Here is an 18908-nt window from a genome sequence, read left to right as displayed (position 1 = left end):
GCCTCGCCCACGATCTCCAGGATCGCCGCGCCGTAGTGTTCCAGCTTGCGATCGCCCACACCGCTGATGCCGGCGAGCTCGGCCAGCGACTGCGGGCGGTGGAGGGCGATCTCGCGCAGCGTGGCGTCGGGGAAGACGACGTAGGCGGGCACGTTGCGCTCCTTGGCCGTGGCGAAGCGCCAGGCGCGCAGGCGGTCGAAGAGGGTGGTGGGGATGCCCGCGGGGAGGTCGGCCGGGGGGCTGCTGCGGCGCTTGCCGCGGCTGCGGCTGCGTTCGCGCTCGAGGCGCAGGTGGAATTCGGCCTCGCCGCGCAGCAGCGGGCGCGCGGCGTCGGTAAGGCGCAGGGCGTTGTAGCGTTCGTGGTCCACCGCGACGAACTCGCGCGCGACGAGCTGGCGGAACACCGTGCGCCAGCGCTTCTCGTCGAACTCGCTGCCGATGCCGAAAGTGGTGATGTCCTGATGGCCACGCTCGACGACCTTGTCGGTGCGTTCGCCGCGCAGCACGTCGATCAGGTGGCCGGCGCCATAGCGCTGTCCGGTGCGATACACGCAGCTCAACGCCTTGCGTGCGGCTTCGGTGGCGTCCCAGGTCTGCGGCGGGTGGAGGCAGTTGTCGCAGTTGCCGCAGGAGCTGGATTCCTCGCCGAAATAGGCGAGCAGGTGCTGGCGGCGGCAGGTGGTGGCTTCGACCAGGCCGACCAGCACGTCGAGCCGGTTGCGGGCCAGGCGCTTGAACTCCTCGCTCGCCTCGGATTCGTCGATCATGCGCCGCTGCTGCACCACGTCCTGCGCCCCCCACGCCATCCACGCCTGCGCCGGCAGGCCGTCTCGGCCGGCGCGGCCGGTTTCCTGGTAGTAGCCCTCGATCGAGCGCGGCAGGTCGAGGTGCGCGACGAAGCGCACGTCGGGCTTGTCGATGCCCATGCCGAAGGCGATGGTCGCCACCATGATCAGGCCGTCTTCGCGCAAAAAGCGCGTCTGGTGCTCGGCGCGCATCTCCTGTGCCATACCTGCGTGGTAGGGCAGGGCGTTGAGGCCCTGCTCCTGCAGCCAGGCAGCGGTCTCTTCCACCTTGCGCCGCGACAGGCAATACACGATGCCCGCCTGGCCGGGGCATTCCTCGCGGATGAAGTGCAGCAACTGGCGGCGCGCGTCGTCCTTGTCAACGATGGTGTAGCGGATGTTGGGGCGGTCGAAGCTGGAGACGAAGCGGCGCGCGCGGGTCAGGTTCAGCCGCTCGGCGATTTCTTCGCGGGTCTGGCGGTCGGCGGTGGCGGTGAGTGCGATGCGCGGGATGGCGGGGTAGCGTTCGGGCAGGATCGAGAGTTGCAGGTACTCGGGGCGGAAGTCGTGCCCCCACTGTGATACGCAGTGCGCCTCGTCGATCGCGAACAGTGCCAGCCGGCCGGTGTCGCGCAGGTGGTCGAGCTGGTCGAGGAAGCGTGGCGTCATCAGCCGTTCGGGGGCGACGTAGAGCAGGTCGAGCGTGCCGTCCCAGAGCGCGCGCTCCACACTGCGCGCGGCGTCCATGTCCAGGCTCGAGTTGAGGAAGGCGGCGTTGACGCCGGCTTCGACCAGCGCACTTACCTGGTCCTGCATCAGCGCGATCAGCGGTGAAACGACGATCGCGGTGCCTTCTCGCAGCAGCGCGGGAATCTGGTAGCACAGCGACTTGCCGCCGCCGGTGGGCATCAGCACCAGCGCGTCGCCGCCGCGGGCCACGTGCTCGACGATCTGCTGCTGCTCGCCGCGGAAGGCGGGATAGCCGAAGACGTGCTCGAGAATGCGGTGTGCCGACTCGGTGAGGGCCGCGTCACCGGCGACCGCGCAAGGCTCGCCCGCCACGGCGTGCGGAGGCGCCGGTTCGGCGGCGGAAGGGCGGTGGGTGTCGGTGTTGGGGAAGGGCTGGGCGTCGGGGTCGGCAAACATGCGCGCATTTTACCGCCGCAGCTCAAGGCTCGGGCTGGCGATCGAGGGGGGCGCGAATGAGCTGGACGGGATTGGTGGGACGGGCGGTTGCCCTGGCCGCCGATCAGGGGTGTCTCGTGCGCCAGTCCTGCAGGGCGGCCAGGGTGTCATCGAGGCCGCCTACCACCTGGATGCCCGGGAGTCGCTTCTGCTTGTCACGGACCGCCGCGCCACCAGCCCAGATGTCGAGTTCGGGCGGCAGCATCTCGCGCAGCGCGAGCAGGCCGTCGATCGCCTGGCGGGCGGGATAGGCGATGCTGAAGGACAGGCCGACGATGTCGAAGCCGCCACTCATGGCAGCGCTGCGGATGTCGGCGAGCGGGGTGCGGGTGCCGAGCGACAGGCAGCTGGCTCCTTCCGGCACGAGCATGGCTTCGGCCATCAGCAGGCCGAGCACGTGCTCCTCCTCGGGGAAGGTGGTCAGCAGCACCCGCGGTCGTCCGCCGTTGGCGGCATGGGTCCCAATTGCGCCGCGAAGCACGTTCTGCACCTGCTCGGTGAACAGATGCTCTTCGGCCACGTCGACCTCGCCGCGCATCCACGCCTCGCCCACCGCCGCGGCGAGCGGGGCGATGGTGTCGGCGACAAAGCGCTGCAGGCCCTGCTTCAACAGCGTCTGGCGCAGCGCGGCGGCGAGCTCGGCGCTGCGGTGAAGGCGCACCAGCTCGAGCAAGCCGTCGTCGCAACGGCCAGTGGCGCTCACGTTCGGGCACAGGCAGCCGTCGAGCATCTCGCTCAGCTCCTGGACGCTCGCGCCGACGATACCCGCCGGGCGCCGTCCGTGGTCGATCAGGCGTCGGATCAGGCGCAGCTTCTCGACCTGCTCGGTCGGATAGAGACGTTCTCCATTCGCATCGCGTGACGGGGCAGGAAAGCCGTACCGTCGTTCCCACACGCGCAGCGTGTCCTTGGCCAGGCCGGTGTCACGCTCGACGGCGGCGATACTGAAAGCGGCTTCGGGTTGGGTGGGGGCGTTCATCGAGGACGTGTTCAATTCGTTACAGGGAGCGATTGACCTGATCTTAGGCATCCGCCCCCAGTTTGTCCAGGACAAACTGGGTCAGGAAACGGGGCTGTCTCGCTGGGCGAAGGAGGGTGCCGGACTCATGCGCCTTCGTGCGCGGATTCCTGTTCCGCTGCGTCCTTGGCCTGCTGCGGGCTGAGATCGCCGTCCAGCACCGCCAGCATGCGTGCGGCCTTGGCCACCTGTTCGACGGCGCGCCGCTCCATGCTCGCCAGACGCAGCCAGTCCTGCATCGTGCCGATGTCGATGCGGGCATGCGCGCCGGCAAGCAGCAGTGCCTCCTTGAACGCCTGGTAGCGCGCTTCGGTTTCCTCCAGGCGCACCTCGACGGCCACCGCGCTGAAGTCGCCGCGTGCCGCGTCTGCGCCCGCGGCCAGGGTGGCGGTCGCCTGGCGGAAGGCGGCGGCAGCGTGCTCGAGTTCGGCATCGGGCGGCGCGCCCAGCGTGGTGGCCAGTGCGCAGGCCTGGCGCACGGCGAGCACTGCGCTCTCCTGGTACTGCAGTGCGCGCAGGCTGTGTGCGAGCCCCTCGACCAGTGCGGGCGGCAGGCGGCCTGCACTGAGCTTGCTCACGTAGCTCGAGATGGCTGGCGCAAGGGCATCGAGCGCACTCGCCTGGCGTTCGATCCAGGGCTCGTCCGGGGGCACGCGGGAGGCGGCGGTGAGCGCCGTCACGGCGAAGGACTGCGTGCGGCTGAGCTCGAGCCGCAGTGCGCGCAGGGCGAGGTCCGGCACCGCCAGCGAAGGGGCGTCGAGATGCCGGGGGCGGGCGATCTCTTCCTCGCGACTGCGGAAATGACCGGCAAGGAAGCGCTGCAGCGGGCGTGCCAGCGGCACCATCAGCAATACGCCCAGCAGGTTGAACGCGGAATGGAACATTGCCAACATCACCGCCGGCGTCGCCGGCTGCTCGAACCATTCCCGCAGCAGGCCGAGCAGGCTGATCAGCACCGGCAGCAGCGCGATCGCCACCGCGCCGGTAACGAGGTTGAAGATCACGTGGGTCGCGGCCAGGCGTCGTGCATTCGAGGTCGCGCCGAGCGCGGACAGGATGGCGGTGGAGGTTGTGCCGATGTTGGTGCCGATCACCATTGCGCAGGCGGCCTCGATCGACATCAGTCCGCCCTGTGCGGCGGTGATGATGATTGCGATCACGGCGCCCGAAGCCTGCATCAGCACCGTCAGCAAGGTACCGATGCCGACCAGCGTCAGCCAGCCGAGGACGCCCGGGCTGATGTGGTCCTGCAGGTTCATCTCCGCACCGAAGCCCGAGAACGTGTCCTTGAGCACGTCGATGCCCAGGAAGAGCACGCCGAAGCCCGCCAGGGCCTGGCCCAGCGCGCGCTGGCGCACGGTGCGCCCAGCCAGCATCGTCACTGCGCCGATGCCGACGAAGGGGAGGGCGAAGGCGTCGATCTTGAAGCTGAAGCCCAGCGCCGCCACCAGCCAGGCATTGAGGGTGGTACCCACGTTGGAGCCGAAGATCACCCACATCGCGTTCTGCAGCGACAGCAGACCGGTGTTGACGAAGCCGATGCTGGCCACCGTGACCGCGGTTGAGGACTGCACCAGCGCGGTCATCGTCATCCCCGCGCCCAGACCGCGAACAGGCGTGGCGGTGCCACGTTCGAGCAGGCCCTCGAGTGCACGGCCGGCCGCCAGCTTCAGGCCTTCGGTGAGCATGTGCATGCCAAGCAGGAACAGGCCGATGCCGCCGAGCAGGCCGGCAGAGATGGTGTAGGCGTCGATGTGGCTGGTGTCCAGGTTGGCCTCCGCTGGGCAATGATCGTTGTCACGGAAGCGTAATACCGCGGCGTCCGACCGGGGTGTGAATTATGCGCAACAGGGCGCAAACGCTTGTTTCATGTCTGGACAAAAAATCCAGTTTGTCCTGGACAAACGATTGACATGGAGAATGACTCGGTCTAAGGTGAGATCGTCATCAATTCTTGTCCAGGACATAGCTATGAGCGCAAATGTGTTGCGCCGGTGTGCAGGCTCCCTCGCCGCCGCCCTGCTCCTCGTGTCGGCCGCTTCGGCGTCCGCTCCGGTGGTCGAGCACGCGCCGCAGGCGGGCGCTGCGGTGGTGCAGGGCCCGACCGGTGCGGGGGCGTCCATGCCTGCCACGCTCGAACTGATGTTGCTGCTCCATCGTCCCGATCTGCCGCTCCGCCCCCATCCCGCCACGCAAGAGGTCAAATCATGAACGCCCCGGAAAAGTTCTTCCTGCCCGACGTCCAGTCCAGCGCCGACCATCGCGCGCTCGTCATCCAGCATGTGGGCGTGCGCGGCCTGCGCTACCCGATGTCGATTCGCGATGTAGACGCCAGCGTGCAGCACACCGTCGCCACGCTGGAGATGACCGTGGGGCTGCCGGCCGACGTGAAGGGTACGCACATGTCGCGTTTCGTCGAGTTGCTCGAGGCGGAGCGCGAAGCGCTCGACCTCGACGGCATGCGCACGCTGTTCGCCGGCATGCTGGAGCGGCTCGAGGCTTCCAGTGGCCGCATCGAGGCGCGCTTCCCCTGGTTCATGAAGAAGACCGCGCCGGTTTCGGGCGTGGACAGCCTGCTCGACATGGACGCCCGGATGGTGGTCGAGAAACCCGAAGGCGGCGAGGTGCGCACCACGCTCGAGGCGGTGGTGCCGGTCACCAGCCTGTGCCCGTGTTCGAAGAAGATCTCGGACTACGGTGCGCACAACCAGCGCTCGCACATCACGATCTCGGCCACGCTGCGTGGCGACCTTGGCCTGCGCGAACTGGTGCGCATGGCCGAGGAAGAAGCCTCGTGCGAGGTCTTTGGCTTGCTCAAGCGCCCGGACGAGAAGTGGGTCACCGAGCGTGCCTACGACAATCCCAAGTTCGTCGAGGATCTGGTGCGCGACATCGCGCTGCGCCTGCGTGGCGATGCCCGCGTGGCCTCGTGGCGGGTGCAGTCCGAGAACTTCGAGTCGATCCACAACCATTCCGCCTACGCCCTGATCGAGGGCGAGAACGCGCCGGAGTAAACGCCATGAAGATGGGCGAGATTGACCGCCTGCAAGCGGCGCAGCGGGGGGCACACGCCGGGGGGCGGCGGGTGGCGGTGATCGGCGGCGGCATCGCCGGGCTGTCCACGGCCTGGCTGCTCGCGTCGCACGAGCACGTCACCCTGTTCGAGGCGGGCAGCTACGTTGGCGGCCACACCAACACCATCGACGTGACGATCGACGGCCTCACCCATCCGGTCGACACCGGCTTCCTGGTGTTCAACCGCCGCACCTACCCCAACCTGTGTGCGCTGTTTGCGATGCTCGGCGTGGAGGCGGTCGAAACCGAGATGAGCTTCGGCGTCAGCCTCGCCGAGCCCGAGATCGAATGGGCCGGCACCGACCTCGCCAGCGTATTCGCCCAACGCGCCAACCTGGTGCGTCCGGCCTTTCTCTCCATGCTGCGCGACATCCTGCGCTTCAACCGCGAGACCACCCGCATGGCGACGGAGGGCACGATGCCGGCGCTGTCGCTGGGCGAATACCTCGATGCCGAGGCCTACTCGAAGGCCTTCCGCGACTGGTATCTGTTGCCCATGGCCGCAGCGATCTGGTCCTGCCCGACGCGCACCATGCTGGCTTACCCGCTCGCGACCTTCGTGCAGTTCTGCCATAACCATGGGCTGCTGCAGATCCTGGACCGCCCGACCTGGCGCACGGTGAAGGGCGGAGGGCGGACCTACGTGCGGCGCATGCTTGCCAATCTGCCCGACGTGCGCGTGAACGCGCCGGTGCGCAAGGTGGTGCGCGTCGCCGAAGGGGTGTGGGTGCACACTGCGGACGGCCCCGAACGTTTCGACGAGGTGGTGTTCGCGTGCCACAGCGACCAGGCGCTGGCCATTCTCGATGGTGAGGCGAGCGCGGACGAACGCCGCATCCTCGGCGCCGTGCGCTATCAGGCGAACGTCGCGCATCTGCATACCGACACTGCGCTGCTGCCGCGGCGCCCCAAGGTGTGGTCGGCGTGGAACTACCTCGCCGGCGCCGGCGCGCCCGATGCGCGCCCGGTCTCGGTGAGCTACCTGATCAACCGCCTGCAGCCGCTGCCTTTCGACACGCCGGTGGTGGTGTCGCTGAACCCCTTCACCGAGCCCGCGGCGGACAAGACCTTCCGCCGCATCGAATACGCGCATCCTGTCTTCGACCACGCCGCGATCGACGCTCAGGCTGCGCTGTCCGCGATCCAGGGGCGCGACCGCTGCTGGTTCGCCGGGGCCTGGACCGGCTACGGCTTCCACGAGGATGGCCTCAAGTCGGCCATCGCGGTGGTGGAGGCGATGGGCGTGGAGGTGCCGTGGCGGCGTGGCCGCGTGCCGGCGCAGGGTTTGACGGGCGTGGCGTGCGAGGTGACTGCGTGATGGGGGGCACCCGTCCGCGGGACGCACTGCGGCCCGCGGTTTCCGCCCCCGACTGCGGCAATGTGGCGCTCGAGACGGCCTCTGCGCTGCGTCCCGTGGTCTGCTTCGGTGCGGTCATGCACGAACGCCACGTGCAGGCGCACAACCGCTTCGTCTACCCGACGGCCTTTCTGCGTCTTCCGCTTGGCCGCCTCGACGCCTTGCGTGTGCCGCTGTTGGGCATCGAGCGTGCCCGCCCGATCAGCTTCCGCCGTCGCGACCATGGCGCACGCGATGGCTCGCCCCTGCTGCCATGGATTCGCGCCTTGCTGAGCGAGCGCGGGCTGGACCGGGTGTGCGACGGCGAGATCGTGCTGCAGACCATGCCGCGGATCTTCGGCTTCGTCTTCAACCCGGTGAGCTTCTGGTTCTGCCACGACGGCGAGGGTGCGCTGCGCGCCGTGCTGGCCGAGGTGAACAACACCTTCGGCGAGCGTCACAACTACCTGGTGCATCACCCCGACTTGCACCCGATCGCCTCCGGCGACGAACTGCGCGCCAGCAAACGCTTTCATGTCTCGCCCTTCTTCCCGGTGCGCGGTGAATACCGCTTCCGTTTCGAACGGCTCGGCACGGTGCATGCGGTGTCGATCGAGCTCTGGGACGGCGGGCAGCGTCAGCTGTCCACCCGCCTGTCGGGCCGCGCCGAGGCCATCACCGGGCGCAGCATGGCGAAGTGGCTTGCGCGCCAGCCGTTCATGACCCTGGGCGTCGTCGCCCGCATCCACTGGCAGGCGTTGCGCCTGGCCCTGCGCCGGGTGAGCTTCTTCCGCAAGCCCGCGCCGCCGATCGAGGAGATCTCCTGATGAACGCACTCGACCACGCCCTGCAGCCGCTTGCCGGCCTGCGCCTTGCGCGCCTGCCGCGTGCGACCCGGCTGTGCCTGGAGATGCTCGACCGCCTCGACGGTGGCGCGCTCGCGGTGGAACTGCCCGACGGCGTGCGCGTGCGCGCAGGCCGTGGCCCGCTCGTGGCGCACCTGCGTGTGCGCGACCACGCGGTGTTCGACGAGGCGCTCGCGCGCGGCGACATCGGCTTCGGCGAGGCCTGGATGGACGGCCTGTGGGACACCGAGGACCTCACCGGCCTCTTGCGCCTGCTGTCGGCCAACCGCACCCGCCTGCAGGGCGCGATCTACGGCCGCATGTTCCGCCTGCTGAGCCACCGCCTGCAGCACCTGCTGCGCGCCAACACGCGCAGCGGCTCGCGGCGCAACATCGAGGCCCACTACGACCTCGGCAACGACTTCTACGCGCTCTGGCTCGACCCGACCATGACTTACTCGGCGGCGGTGTTCGCCTCGCCGGACGAGTCGCTGGCCGACGCGCAGCTGCGCAAGTACCGCCGCATCCTCGGCGAGCTCGGCGCCCGGCCCGGGCAGACGATTCTGGAAGTGGGCTGCGGCTGGGGCGGCTTCGCCGAGGTCGCCGCCACCGAGTTCGGCTGCAAGGTGCTCGGCATTACGCTGTCGCCCTCGCAGCTCGCGTTCGCACGCGCGCGCGCGGAGCGTGGCGGCTTTGCCGACAAGGTGGATTTCGAGCTCTGCGACTATCGCGACGTGCGCGTCAAGTATGACCACATCGTCTCCATCGAGATGATCGAGGCGGTGGGCGAGCGCTTCTGGCCCACCTACTTCGCCCAGCTCTCCGCGCTGTTGAAGCCGGGCGGGCGCTGCGTGGTGCAGGCGATCACCATCGACGATGCGCTGTTCACGCGCTACCGCCGCGGCACCGACTTCATCCAGCGCCACGTCTTCCCCGGCGGCATGCTACCCAGCCCGGGCGCGGTGGCGCAGCAGGCGCAGCGCGTGGGGCTGGACGTGGTGGGCGATTTCGCCTTCGGCCGCGACTACGCGCGCACGCTGGCGCACTGGCACCGCGCCTTCGAGGCGCAATCCACCGCGGTGCGCGCCCAGGGCTTTCCCGAGCGTTTCCTGCGCATGTGGCGCTTCTATCTGTCTTACTGCGAAGCGGGCTTCGAGACCGGCGACATCGACGTGCATCACTACGTGTTCGCGCACGCCGGACAAGGGCCGGGAGCGCGGTGATGCTGCGCGCACCGGCTGTGCTCGTTGCGCTGATGCTGGCACTGGGTGCAGCGGTTCCGGCCGCCGCGGTCGGCCTGCCTGCGGCGGTGCAGGCGGTCGCTGCGCCGCTGGAGCGCATCGGCGAGGGCGAGATGCGCTGGCTCGGCTTCAAGCTCTATGACGCCGCGCTGTGGGCGGGTGCGCGCGGCGAGGCGGCGGTCGAGGGCGAGCATGTGCTGTCGATCCGCTACGCGCGTGCGATCAGCGGCGAGCGGCTGGTGAGCGTCAGTGTTGACGAAATGCGCCGCCTCGGTTTCACCGACGAAGTCCGGCTCGCGCGCTGGCGCGAGGCGCTTGCCGACGCGCTGCCCTCGGTGGCCGCTGGCGACACCCTTGCAGCGCTGCACCGGCCGGGAGAGGGGGCTCGGTTCTGGCATCAGGGCCGGCCCAGCGGCGAGATCGACGACCCCGAACTGGCGCACGCCTTCTTCGCCATCTGGCTCGATCCGCGCACGCGTGAGCCGCAACTGCGCGCGCAGTTGCTCGGGCTGGCGAAAGCCGCGCGATGAACCCCCCGGCCGGGCGTGCCGCCGGAGGCGCGGTGCCGCGACAGTCCCTCGTTGCTTACGGCGCGCTCGGCCTGCCGCTTGCCTTCGCCGCGCTGCCGATCTACGTCCATGTACCCCGCCTGTATGCGGAGGGGGTAGGCCTGTCGCTCGCGCTGGTGGGCGCGGTATTGCTCGCCGCGCGTATCGTCGATGCGGTCACCGACCCCCTCATCGGCTGGGCCAACGACCGGCTGCCGCGGCGCCGGCTGTGGGTGGCGCTCGCCTTGCCGGCACTTGCGCTGGGCATGCTCGGCCTGCTGATTCCGCCCGAAGGGGCAGGCGCGCTGTGGCTGTTCGCGTTGCTGGTCGGGGTGTCGCTAGCCTACTCGGTGGCGACCATCGCCTATAACGCATGGGGGGCCGAGGTCGCCGATACGCCGGATGCGCGCACCCGCTTCGTCGCCAGCCGCGAAGCCTTTGCGCTCGTGGGCGTGGTGCTGGCGGCGGCGCTGCCCGGGGTGCTCGCGGCGGGCGCCGGTGAGGCGGCCGGGCTCGCGCGCCTGGCCTGGGTGTTCCTGCCGCTGCTCGCCGGTTTCGGGTTGTGGACCTTGCTGCGTGCGCCCGTCCCGTCGCCTCGTCCGGGCCGCGCGGCCCCGGTCTGGCGCGGGCTGATCGCGGTGCTGCGCGCGCCGGCCTTCGCCTGCCTGCTCGCGGTGTTCGCGGCCAATGGCATCGCTGCGGCGATTCCCTCGGCCACGGTGCTGTTCTTCGTCGCTGACGTGCTGCAGGCCGAATCGCTTGCGGGCGGCTTTCTCGCGCTGTACTTCTTCGCAGCGGCGGCGAGCCTGCCGCTGTGGGTGAGGGTGTCGCGCCGCGTCGGCAAGCTGCGCGCCTGGCTCGCCGGCATGGTGCTGGCGGTGGCTGTGTTCGCGTGGGCAGGTCTACTGGGCAGCGGGGATGTGTTCGCCTACGCGCTGATCTGTGTGCTGTCGGGTGTGGCGCTGGGCGCTGACCTGAGCCTTCCGCCGTCCCTCCTCGCCGACCTGATTGCGCGCAGCCATGGGCGAGCAGCCCTGCCCGTGGTCGCGCCAGTCGGTACCGGCGCAGAGGGCGAGGGGGCAGGAGCGGCCTGCGGGGCTGTAGAGGAAGGGAAGGACGGGCGGGGCGGGGCGCACGCGACATGCGGCGTACAGGGCCAGGCGGACACGCGGTGCGAGTCGCTGCCGGCGGGCGCCTGCTTCGGCTGGTGGAACTTCGTCACCAAGGCCAACCTGGCGCTCGCGGCCGGCCTGGCGCTCCCGCTGCTCGCGCTGCTCGGCTACGCGCCGGGTGCGCGCGACGCTGCGGCGGTGTCGGCGCTGGCCCGGGTGTATGGCTTTGCGCCGCTAGCGCTCAAGCTCGGGGCCATCGTGCTGCTGTGGCGGTGGCGGCATGCGATCGAGCCGGGGTATTCGCAGGCAGGCCCGTTCCCACGGTTGCGGCGAGCGACTGCAGATGAGCTTGAATGAGGAGAAGGCGAATGAAACGTTTCTGGTTGATCTTGGTGGCCGTGTTCGGCCTGTGGGGGTGCAGCAGCGTGAATGTGGATCACTATCGTGCGGAGCAGCCGGTGCTCGAGCTGCGCGACTACTTCGACGGCACGCTCGACGCCTGGGGCATGTTCCAGGACCGCTCGGGCAAGGTGGTCAAGCGCTTCCATGTCGTCATCGAGGCGAGTTGGCAGGGTGCGGTCGGCACGCTCGATGAGCGCTTCACCTATTCCGACGGCAGCACGCAGCGCCGCGTGTGGACCCTCACCCGCCTCGGCGAAGGGCGCTACACCGGCCGCGCGGACGACGTGGTCGGCGTTGCCAGCGGCGAGGCCGCGGGCAACGCGCTGCGCTGGCGCTACGTGCTTGCGCTGCCGGTGGACGACAAGGTCTATAACGTCGACTTCGACGACTGGATGTTCCTGATGGACGACAAGGTCATGCTCAACCGCTCGGTGATGAGCAAGTTCGGCTTCCGGCTGGGCGAGGTCACGCTGAGCTTCGTCAAGCGGGCGCCGCAATGAACCTTGGCGCGGGCGTGCTGCAGCGCCTGTTCGGCCCGCTCAACACGCCGATTCGCGACTGGGCCGGCAGACGGGTGTGGATCGTCGGCGCCTCGTCGGGCATCGGCGAGGCGCTCGCGCTCGCGCTCGCGCGCCGTGGCGCCCGCCTGGCACTGTCGGCGCGCGGCGCGGACAAGCTGCGTGCGGTGTGCGCGGCCTGCGACGCTGCGCGTGCGCTGGCCAACACCATCTCTCCTGCCCACGCCGGGAGCGCCACCGCGCCCTCCAGTACCGCTCCCACAATGCTGCGGCCGGAGCTTGCGGCGGATCGCAGTCTCGCTCTGGCGCTGGACCTCACCGACGCTGACACCTTCGCCCGCGTCCGCGACGACATCCTTGCCCACTGGGGCGGCATCGACCTTGTCGTGTTCAACGCCGGCACCTACCGCCCGCTGCGCGCCTGGGAGCTGACCGCCGACGCCGTACGCGAAACCCTCGACGTCAACCTCTTCGGGACCATGAGCGGCGTCGCCGCCGTACTGCCGACCCTGCTCGCGCAGGGCAATGGGGCGCTCGCGCTGGTGGGAAGCGTCGCGGGCTACGGCGGACTGCCGAAGGCTGCGGTGTATGGCCCGTCCAAGGCTGCGCTGATCAACTTCGCCGAGGTGCTGCACCTCGACCTCGCCCCGCGCGGCATCGACGTTTTCCTGATCGACCCCGGCTTCGTCGCCACGCCGCTCACCGCGCAGAACGACTTCGCCATGCCGGCGCTGCAGACGCCGGCGCAGGCGGCCGACGCGATCGTGGAAGGCTTCGCACGCGGCGACTTCGAGATCCACTTCCCGAAGCGCTTCACACGCGTGCTGAAGCTGCTGCAGTGGCTGCCGCGACGGATGTACTTCCCGCTCGTGCGCCGTGCGACCGGGCTTTGAGGAGGCATCGATGAGCGATGAGGCTGCCGTGCCTGACCGGGGTGCGAATCCGAGTTCTGCGCGCCGCCTGGCCGACTTCTATGAAACCTTGACGCCCGCCAGCCTCGCCACGCTCGACCAGTACTACGCGCCCGATGCCCGCTTCAAGGACCCCTTCAACGAGGTCGCCGGCGTCCCCGCCATCCGCCGCATCTTCGAGCACATGTTCGCCACCACCGAGTCGCCGCGCTTCGTGGTCACCGATCGTATCGAGCAGGGCGCCCAGGCCATGCTCGGGTGGGCGTTTCACTTCCGCCTGCGCGGGCGCGCGCTCACGGTGCGGGGCGTTACGCACCTGCGCTTCGACGCCGAAGGCCGGGTGACGCTGCACCGCGACTACTGGGATGCCGCCGAGGAGCTGTACGAGAAGCTGCCGCTGCTCGGGGGGGCGATGCGGGTGATCAAGCGCAGGCTGAGTGCGACCGGATGAGTGACGCCATGCATGCACGAGGGAGCGTGGTGCTTGTTCGGATGCATGCTTCGCATCCGTCTCCTGCGGCGATCGGTCACGGACCTGCTGACCCGACGCCGGCAAGGGGACTATCATTGAGCGCTGATAGAACACCGCACACAGGTTCGCGCATGCTTTCAATCCCTCGCACCGTCGCCCGTCTCGTCGCCGCCCCGCTGCTCGCCATCGGCCTGCTCGCCGGCTGCACCCCTTCCGAGCCCGTCTTCAAGAGCACCGACATCACCGGCGCCGAGTACGGCAAGCGCTTCGCGCTCACCGATCACAACGGCCAGGCGCGCACGCTCGCCGACTTCAAGGGCAAGGTCGTCACGATCTTCTTCGGCTATACGCAATGCCCCGACGTGTGCCCCACCGCGCTGTCGGGCATGAGCGCGGTCATGGAGACGCTGGGCCCCGATGCCGACCGCGTGCAGGTGATCTTCGTCACCGTCGACCCCGAGCGCGACACGCCTGAACTGCTCGCCGAGTATGTGCCGCTGTTCGACAAGCGCTTTCTCGGCATGTACGGCAGCGCGGACAAGATCGCCGAGATCGCCAAGGATTTCCGCGTGTTCTACCGCAAGAGCGGTGACGTCGACGGCCACTACACCATCGACCACTCGGCCGGCACCTACGCCTTCGGCCCGGACGGCCGGCTGCGGCTGTACATGAAGCACGCCGAAGACCCGCAGGTGATGGCGGCGGATATCAAGGCGCTGCTGGCGGGGAAGTGAGGCCTGTCAGCGGGTAAACGAATAATGGCAGCGATCGCTGCCATTATTGTCCGGGCTCCGTGAGGGCGCTTCACACCACCGCCGCCAGCAGCCCCCGCATCTTCTGCATCGCCTTGGCTTCGATCTGGCGGATGCGCTCGGCCGATACGCCGTATTCGGCGGCCAACTCGTGCAGCGTGGCGCTGTCCCCCTCGGCGAGCCAGCGGCGCTGGACGATCGCGCGGCTGCGGTCGTCGAGGCTCGCGAGCGCGTCGCGCAGGCCGGTGTCCTGCAGGTGGGCAAGCTCGGCTTGCTCTACCAGCGCTGACGGTTCGGCGTGCGGGTCGGGCAGGTAGGCGATCGGGGCGAAGCGCTCGTCCTCGTCGTCGCTGCCGGCGTCGAGCGGAATGTCGCGGCCAGTGAGGCGGGTTTCCATCTCGACCACTTCCTCGGGCTTCACGCCGAGCTGGGTGGCGATCGACTGCACCTCGGCGGGCTGCAGCGTGGTGCTGTCCGTTTTCATGCCGCGCAGGTTGAAGAACAGCTTGCGCTGCGCCTTGGTGGTGGCGATCTTCACCAAGCGCCAGTTCTTCAGGATGTATTCGTGAATCTCGGCCTTGATCCAGTGGATCGCGAACGACACCAGCCGCACACCGCGGCTCGGGTCGAAGCGCTTGACCGCTTTCATCAGCCCGATGTTGCCTTCCTGGATCAGGTCGGCGTGGGGCAGGCCATAGCCGAGATAGCCGCGCGCGATCGACACGACCACACGCAGATGCGACATCACCAGTTGCCGCGCCGCATTCACGTCACCTTCGTCGCGCAGGCGCGTCGCCAGATCCGCCTCCTGCTGCTCGCTCAGCATGGGCATGCGATTCACGCTCTGGATGTACTGATCCAGGCTGCCGGCGGCGGGAACGGGGAAGGTCAGGGCTTGAGACATGGGCTTGGGTCCTCCTTGCGCCTCAATATTAGCACTCGGGGCGTGAGAGTGCTAAGGGGCAGGCGGAGTTCCGGGAAGGCTCCGCGTCGAGACGAAGTCGGCTGGCGTCAGGATGGGAATGCCGTGCCATGGGTTCAGCACAAGCAGATCCTTGTCCCCACTGATGATTGCCGCCGCTTCGCCCGCGACCGCAAGCTCCAGGAATTTGTCGTCGCGCGGATCGCGGCAAACCGCCACCCTGCGAATGATCGGCACGATCTGCATGACGCCGCCGAGCAGACGGATGAAGTCGCGGCGGTCTTCTCGAGATACATACGGGTCGAACTTGGGCCGTGCCAGCACTTCGGCGAGCTCGGCCAGGGTTTCCTCCGAGCCGAGCAGATTGCCATGGGCGAGCGCCTGATCGACCGCCCGGGTGGGGGGGCTGCGCGGTGCCAGCAAGCGGCTGACGAGAACGTTCGTGTCGACGACGAAACGCAGGAATTCAGTCATCGGCGAGCAATTCGGCGAGCTTGCCCTCGGTCAGCCCCGCCGCTGCCGCCTTGTCGCCGACCGCGTCGCAAAAGCGCTGGAACTCGGCGACGTTGAGTCGTGTGAGGCGCTCGTACTCCTTCATCGACAGAAGGACCGCGACATCGCGCTTCTGGCGGCGGATCACGACCGGTTCGTGCGCGGCCAGGTCAAGCACGCCGGCCAGCCCTTGCTTTGCTTCGGTGGCGGATACGGTGCGCATGGTGGCGACTCCTGTTCGTTTTGGTGAGATTGAATTGTATGTTTTGTACAAGTTGTACGCAATTGCCGAGCTGCGGCGTGCTGCCGGCGGGCTTGGCCAAGCACGTCAGCGCCGCGCAGGAAATTCCCGTGCGGTATGAACGACGTTGAGCACGATCACCGAGTCATCCGTCACTTTCACGAAGGCAATGTAGGGCAGTCGGCGAACGACGAGCTCACGTGCCCCCGGGATTCGCGTACTTGCCCGAATACGCTCCGGGAAGACGCGCAAGGCTTCGATCTCGGCAACGATGCGCGAATGGACGGCTTCCGCAGTCAGGGGGCCTGCCTCCGAGTGGTAATAAACAAGGATCTCCTCAAGGTCGTCCAGCGCCTCGCCAGTCCAGAGGATGTTCATGCACGACGATTCCGTGCTGCCACCCGCTCGCGTAGCAGCGCCATGGCTTCGTCGTGGGCATGTAGCGTGGTCTGGCCCGCATCGATGCGCTCGAGCGTCGCCGTGACCTTCTCGAAGAGCCAGCCGTCGTAACCGGGTGTCTTGTCGAGCAGGAATTCGGGCAACAGCGTGTCTGCTGCGTCCTCGATCGACACCATGATGCCGACAGGGCGATCATTCTTGGTGATGACGACCGGCTCCCGGCGCGATGCATCGAGGAATTCGCCGAACCGGTTCTTTGCTTCGCGTGCGGTCATGACTTTCATGACGAGTGTCCTGAGTAGTGTCGAGATAGATCCATAGTAGCTACTTTAGGCGGCGCGGCAAGCGTCTGTGTCAGCGGGGGTCGATTGCGCTTGATCGCAAAAGCAACCATGGTCATGATCATGGTCATATCGATTGACCAAGGAACGCAACCATGCAAACCATTCAAGCTTCCGAATTCAAGGCCCGCTGCCTCGCCCTGATGGACCAAGTGGCGGCCTCCGGCGAGATCCTCGTCGTCACCAAGAACGGCAAGCCGGTCGCCGAGCTGCATCCCTATCAGGGCGCGCGCGCATCGTCGCCTTTCGGGCTGCATCCGGGCGTGCGCATTCTCGGTGACATCGTGGCGCCGGTCGCCGACGACGACTGGGAGGCCTTGTCGTGATCGTGCTCGATACGCATGTGCTCATCTGGATGGATGCCGACGATGCCGCGCTCGGGCCGCAGGCGCGTGCGCGCATCGAGCAGGCCTGGCGCGCCGGCGAGGTCGCGGTGAGCGCGATCAGCTTCTGGGAATGCGCGATGCTTGTGGACAAGGGCCGCATCGTCCTGCCGCTTGCTGTTGAAAGCTGGCGGGCAGGCCTGCTGGGCGCGGGGCTGGTCGAGATTGCGCTCGATGGACGCATCGTGCTGGCGGCGGCAGGGTTCGCGGATCTGCATCGCGACCCGGCAGACCGCTTCATCGCCGCCTCCGCGAGCATTCGCAACGCCACGCTGGTGACGGCGGACGAGAAGCTGCTGGCATGGAATGCGGGTCTGCCGCGGCTCGATGCGCGGCGCTGATCAGGCGTTCTGTTGCACGCCCGCAACAACAAAGCCCGGAATGTGGCGTTTTAGCGCGCCCGTGCTTGCATGCCGGTCGGCAGATTTGCAGAATCGGGTCCGACTTCTCGCCAGAGAGGTGAGTAGGGCCGAGGCAGGTGCCGCGGTCTCAACTTCAAATTTGAGGAGAAACACATGCAGAAGAAACTGATCGCGCTGGCCATCGCCGGCCTCGTTTCGGCCCCGGCCTTCGCTCAGTCGAACGTGACCATCTACGGTGTGGCTGACGCCTACATGGGCTTCGGTTCGCACGGTGACAACGACATGGCTGCTATCAACAGCGGCGGCCTGTCGAGTTCGCGCCTCGGCTTCCGTGGCACCGAAGCTCTGGGCAACGGCCTGAACGCCGTGTTTACCTTCGAACAGGGCTACAACATCGATAACGGTACTGGCCTCGGCAACGAGTCGCGCCAGTCGTTCGTCGGTCTGTCGGGTGGTTTCGGCACCGTTAGCCTCGGTCGTCAGTACGCTCCTGGCTATGACTTCCAGTACGACGCTCTCGCTTCGTCCCCGATCCTGTCGGCTCAAGCTATTCTGTCGAACTACGACGCAGCTGTGACCATCGACGCCGGCGGCGGCTCGCGCTGGAACAACTCTGTTGCCTACAACGGCACGTTCTCGGGTCTGAAGGTTCGCGCTATCTACGCGATGGGTGATCAGGAAAACAGCTACGTCGAGCCCCTCGGCGGCAAGCTGATGGATCCGTCGGATGATGACCGCTTTGGTCTGGGTGTTGAATACGCGAACGGCCCGTTGAAGGTCGGTGCCGTCTATCATTACCTGAAGGACCCCGTTAGTGTCACCGGTAGTGATGACCAGACTGAATGGCTGGTTGGTGGTAGCTACAACTTCGGTATGCTGACCCTGGCTGCTTCGTACCAGGATGTCAGCAGCGCTGGCTACGACAGCACCGTCGATGGCAACATTTGGCAGGTTGGTGTGATCGTTCCGGTTGGTGCGGCGGGTAACGTTCATGTTGGTTATGGCGAGGGCGAGATTGAAGAAGCTGGTCAGCCTGACCTGAAGGCTAAGTCGTATTCGATCGCCTACACCCATGCTCTGTCGAAGCGCACCACCGCGTACGCTGGCTACAACCGTACCGACAATGATGCTGGTCTGGACGCCGGTCCGGTTGCTTACCGTCCGTCGGCAGCCGACGTTGCCGCTGGCCGCTTTGGTGGTGACGAATCCGACGTCTTCGCTGTTGGTGTTCGTCACGTTTTCTAATCTGTCCCCGAGACAGGTTTGAAAGTAAAAACGGGAGCTTCGGCTCCCGTTTTTTCGTGCACGCTCACCACATCAACCGTCGCGTTACACGACGCTTTAGCGCAGTGGGTCGAGCTTGAAGAACTCGCCCGACAGCCTGCCCAGGTTCTGGGGTCAGGTCTTTCATTTGCTCATCCATGCCAGGAGGTGCTCGACAAGCTTGTAGTTAGAAAATCTCATGGGGGTTTGGGGTCAGGTCTTTCATTTGCTCACGAGCGGTCCGTGGATGCGTGCGGGGTGTTCCTGAAGAGGCGAGGACTGTCCGAGTCGAGCGTAGCGACGAC

General features: G+C 67.6%; 22 protein-coding genes. 14 read left to right on the top strand and 8 right to left on the bottom strand.

The window, feature by feature from the left end; genetic code table 11:
• The 3 genes from recQ to ACPT9U_RS16035 form a co-directional block, all read right to left on the bottom strand.
• The coding region (gene recQ / locus ACPT9U_RS16045) for a DNA helicase RecQ (protein ID WP_435751646.1) at positions 1–1931 on the bottom strand (1931 nt) is incomplete at its 3' end.
• 103 nt (positions 1932–2034) lie between these two features.
• The gene (locus ACPT9U_RS16040; RefSeq protein ID WP_418365130.1) at positions 2035–2949 is read right to left on the bottom strand and encodes a MerR family transcriptional regulator; all 915 of its coding nucleotides are present in this window, start codon (positions 2947–2949) and stop codon (positions 2035–2037) included.
• A 125-nt stretch (positions 2950–3074) separates the two neighbouring features.
• Positions 3075–4757, bottom strand: a complete 1683-nt coding sequence (locus ACPT9U_RS16035) for a Na/Pi cotransporter family protein (RefSeq protein WP_418365234.1) — start codon at positions 4755–4757, stop codon at positions 3075–3077.
• 202 nt (positions 4758–4959) lie between these two features.
• Here ACPT9U_RS16035 and ACPT9U_RS16030 point away from each other — a divergent pair, with 202 nt between their 5' ends.
• The 11 genes from ACPT9U_RS16030 (at position 4960) to ACPT9U_RS15980 (ending at position 14182) form a co-directional block, all read left to right on the top strand.
• Positions 4960–5199, top strand: coding sequence for a hypothetical protein (locus ACPT9U_RS16030; RefSeq protein ID WP_435751645.1), 240 nt, complete (start codon positions 4960–4962; stop codon positions 5197–5199).
• A complete protein-coding gene (gene folE2 / locus ACPT9U_RS16025; RefSeq protein WP_418365128.1) occupies positions 5196–6002 on the top strand; it encodes a GTP cyclohydrolase FolE2 in 807 nt (268 codons plus the stop codon). The genes ACPT9U_RS16030 and folE2 overlap by 4 nt, the downstream gene beginning before the upstream one ends.
• 5 nt (positions 6003–6007) lie before the next feature.
• Positions 6008–7381, top strand: coding sequence for an NAD(P)/FAD-dependent oxidoreductase (locus tag ACPT9U_RS16020; protein WP_435751644.1), 1374 nt, complete (start codon positions 6008–6010; stop codon positions 7379–7381).
• An 86-nt stretch (positions 7382–7467) separates the two neighbouring features.
• The gene (locus tag ACPT9U_RS16015; RefSeq protein WP_418365233.1) at positions 7468–8226 is read left to right on the top strand and encodes a DUF1365 domain-containing protein; all 759 of its coding nucleotides are present in this window, start codon (positions 7468–7470) and stop codon (positions 8224–8226) included.
• A complete protein-coding gene (locus tag ACPT9U_RS16010) occupies positions 8226–9467 on the top strand; it encodes a class I SAM-dependent methyltransferase (RefSeq protein WP_435751643.1) in 1242 nt (413 codons plus the stop codon). The genes ACPT9U_RS16015 and ACPT9U_RS16010 overlap by 1 nt, the downstream gene beginning before the upstream one ends.
• Positions 9467–10015, top strand: coding sequence for a chalcone isomerase family protein (locus ACPT9U_RS16005; protein WP_418365125.1), 549 nt, complete (start codon positions 9467–9469; stop codon positions 10013–10015). The genes ACPT9U_RS16010 and ACPT9U_RS16005 overlap by 1 nt, the downstream gene beginning before the upstream one ends.
• Entirely contained in the window at positions 10012–11502 is a 1491-nt protein-coding gene (locus ACPT9U_RS16000; RefSeq protein WP_418365124.1) for an MFS transporter, read from the top strand. Before ACPT9U_RS16005 ends, ACPT9U_RS16000 begins: the two co-directional genes overlap by 4 nt.
• Positions 11503–11513: 11 nt before the next feature.
• Positions 11514–12047, top strand: coding sequence for a DUF3833 domain-containing protein (locus ACPT9U_RS15995; RefSeq protein WP_435751642.1), 534 nt, complete (start codon positions 11514–11516; stop codon positions 12045–12047).
• Positions 12044–12958, top strand: a complete 915-nt coding sequence (locus ACPT9U_RS15990) for an SDR family NAD(P)-dependent oxidoreductase (protein ID WP_418365122.1) — start codon at positions 12044–12046, stop codon at positions 12956–12958. Before ACPT9U_RS15995 ends, ACPT9U_RS15990 begins: the two co-directional genes overlap by 4 nt.
• 10 nt (positions 12959–12968) lie before the next feature.
• Entirely contained in the window at positions 12969–13427 is a 459-nt protein-coding gene (locus tag ACPT9U_RS15985; protein ID WP_435751641.1) for a nuclear transport factor 2 family protein, read from the top strand.
• A 152-nt stretch (positions 13428–13579) separates the two neighbouring features.
• Positions 13580–14182, top strand: coding sequence for an SCO family protein (locus tag ACPT9U_RS15980; RefSeq protein ID WP_435751640.1), 603 nt, complete (start codon positions 13580–13582; stop codon positions 14180–14182).
• A gap of 70 nt (positions 14183–14252) precedes the next feature.
• Here ACPT9U_RS15980 and rpoH read toward each other — a convergent pair whose 3' ends face one another.
• The 5 genes from rpoH to ACPT9U_RS15955 all read right to left on the bottom strand — a co-directional run bounded on the left by rpoH (position 14253) and on the right by ACPT9U_RS15955 (position 16538).
• Complete coding sequence (gene rpoH, locus ACPT9U_RS15975; RefSeq protein ID WP_435751639.1) at positions 14253–15104, bottom strand: RNA polymerase sigma factor RpoH; 852 nt, start codon at positions 15102–15104, stop codon at positions 14253–14255.
• Between the two features lie 51 nt (positions 15105–15155).
• A complete protein-coding gene (locus tag ACPT9U_RS15970) occupies positions 15156–15596 on the bottom strand; it encodes a putative toxin-antitoxin system toxin component, PIN family (protein ID WP_435751638.1) in 441 nt (146 codons plus the stop codon).
• The gene (locus ACPT9U_RS15965) at positions 15589–15837 is read right to left on the bottom strand and encodes a type II toxin-antitoxin system Phd/YefM family antitoxin (protein ID WP_435751637.1); all 249 of its coding nucleotides are present in this window, start codon (positions 15835–15837) and stop codon (positions 15589–15591) included. Before ACPT9U_RS15965 ends, ACPT9U_RS15970 begins: the two co-directional genes overlap by 8 nt.
• A 105-nt stretch (positions 15838–15942) precedes the next feature.
• Complete coding sequence (locus ACPT9U_RS15960) at positions 15943–16233, bottom strand: type II toxin-antitoxin system RelE/ParE family toxin (protein WP_435751636.1); 291 nt, start codon at positions 16231–16233, stop codon at positions 15943–15945.
• Positions 16230–16538 (bottom strand): type II toxin-antitoxin system Phd/YefM family antitoxin, encoded by a 309-nt coding sequence (locus ACPT9U_RS15955; protein ID WP_435751635.1) that lies wholly within the window; start codon positions 16536–16538, stop codon positions 16230–16232. The genes ACPT9U_RS15960 and ACPT9U_RS15955 overlap by 4 nt, the downstream gene beginning before the upstream one ends.
• A 152-nt stretch (positions 16539–16690) precedes the next feature.
• On the opposite strand from ACPT9U_RS15955, the gene ACPT9U_RS15950 reads away from it, so the two are divergent.
• The 3 genes from ACPT9U_RS15950 to ACPT9U_RS15940 all read left to right on the top strand — a co-directional run bounded on the left by ACPT9U_RS15950 (position 16691) and on the right by ACPT9U_RS15940 (position 18585).
• A complete protein-coding gene (locus ACPT9U_RS15950; protein WP_435751634.1) occupies positions 16691–16921 on the top strand; it encodes a type II toxin-antitoxin system Phd/YefM family antitoxin in 231 nt (76 codons plus the stop codon).
• Positions 16918–17319, top strand: a complete 402-nt coding sequence (locus ACPT9U_RS15945; protein ID WP_435751633.1) for a type II toxin-antitoxin system VapC family toxin — start codon at positions 16918–16920, stop codon at positions 17317–17319. The genes ACPT9U_RS15950 and ACPT9U_RS15945 overlap by 4 nt, the downstream gene beginning before the upstream one ends.
• Positions 17320–17493: 174 nt before the next feature.
• Complete coding sequence (locus tag ACPT9U_RS15940) at positions 17494–18585, top strand: porin (protein ID WP_435751632.1); 1092 nt, start codon at positions 17494–17496, stop codon at positions 18583–18585.
• The last annotated feature ends 323 nt before the right edge of the window (positions 18586–18908 follow it).

The organism is Thauera sp. AutoDN2, assembly GCF_051280715.1.
GTDB lineage: Bacteria > Pseudomonadota > Gammaproteobacteria > Burkholderiales > Rhodocyclaceae > Thauera.
The sequence above is the reverse complement of the archived record's forward strand: the minus strand, read 5'-3'. Positions and strand labels throughout refer to the sequence as shown.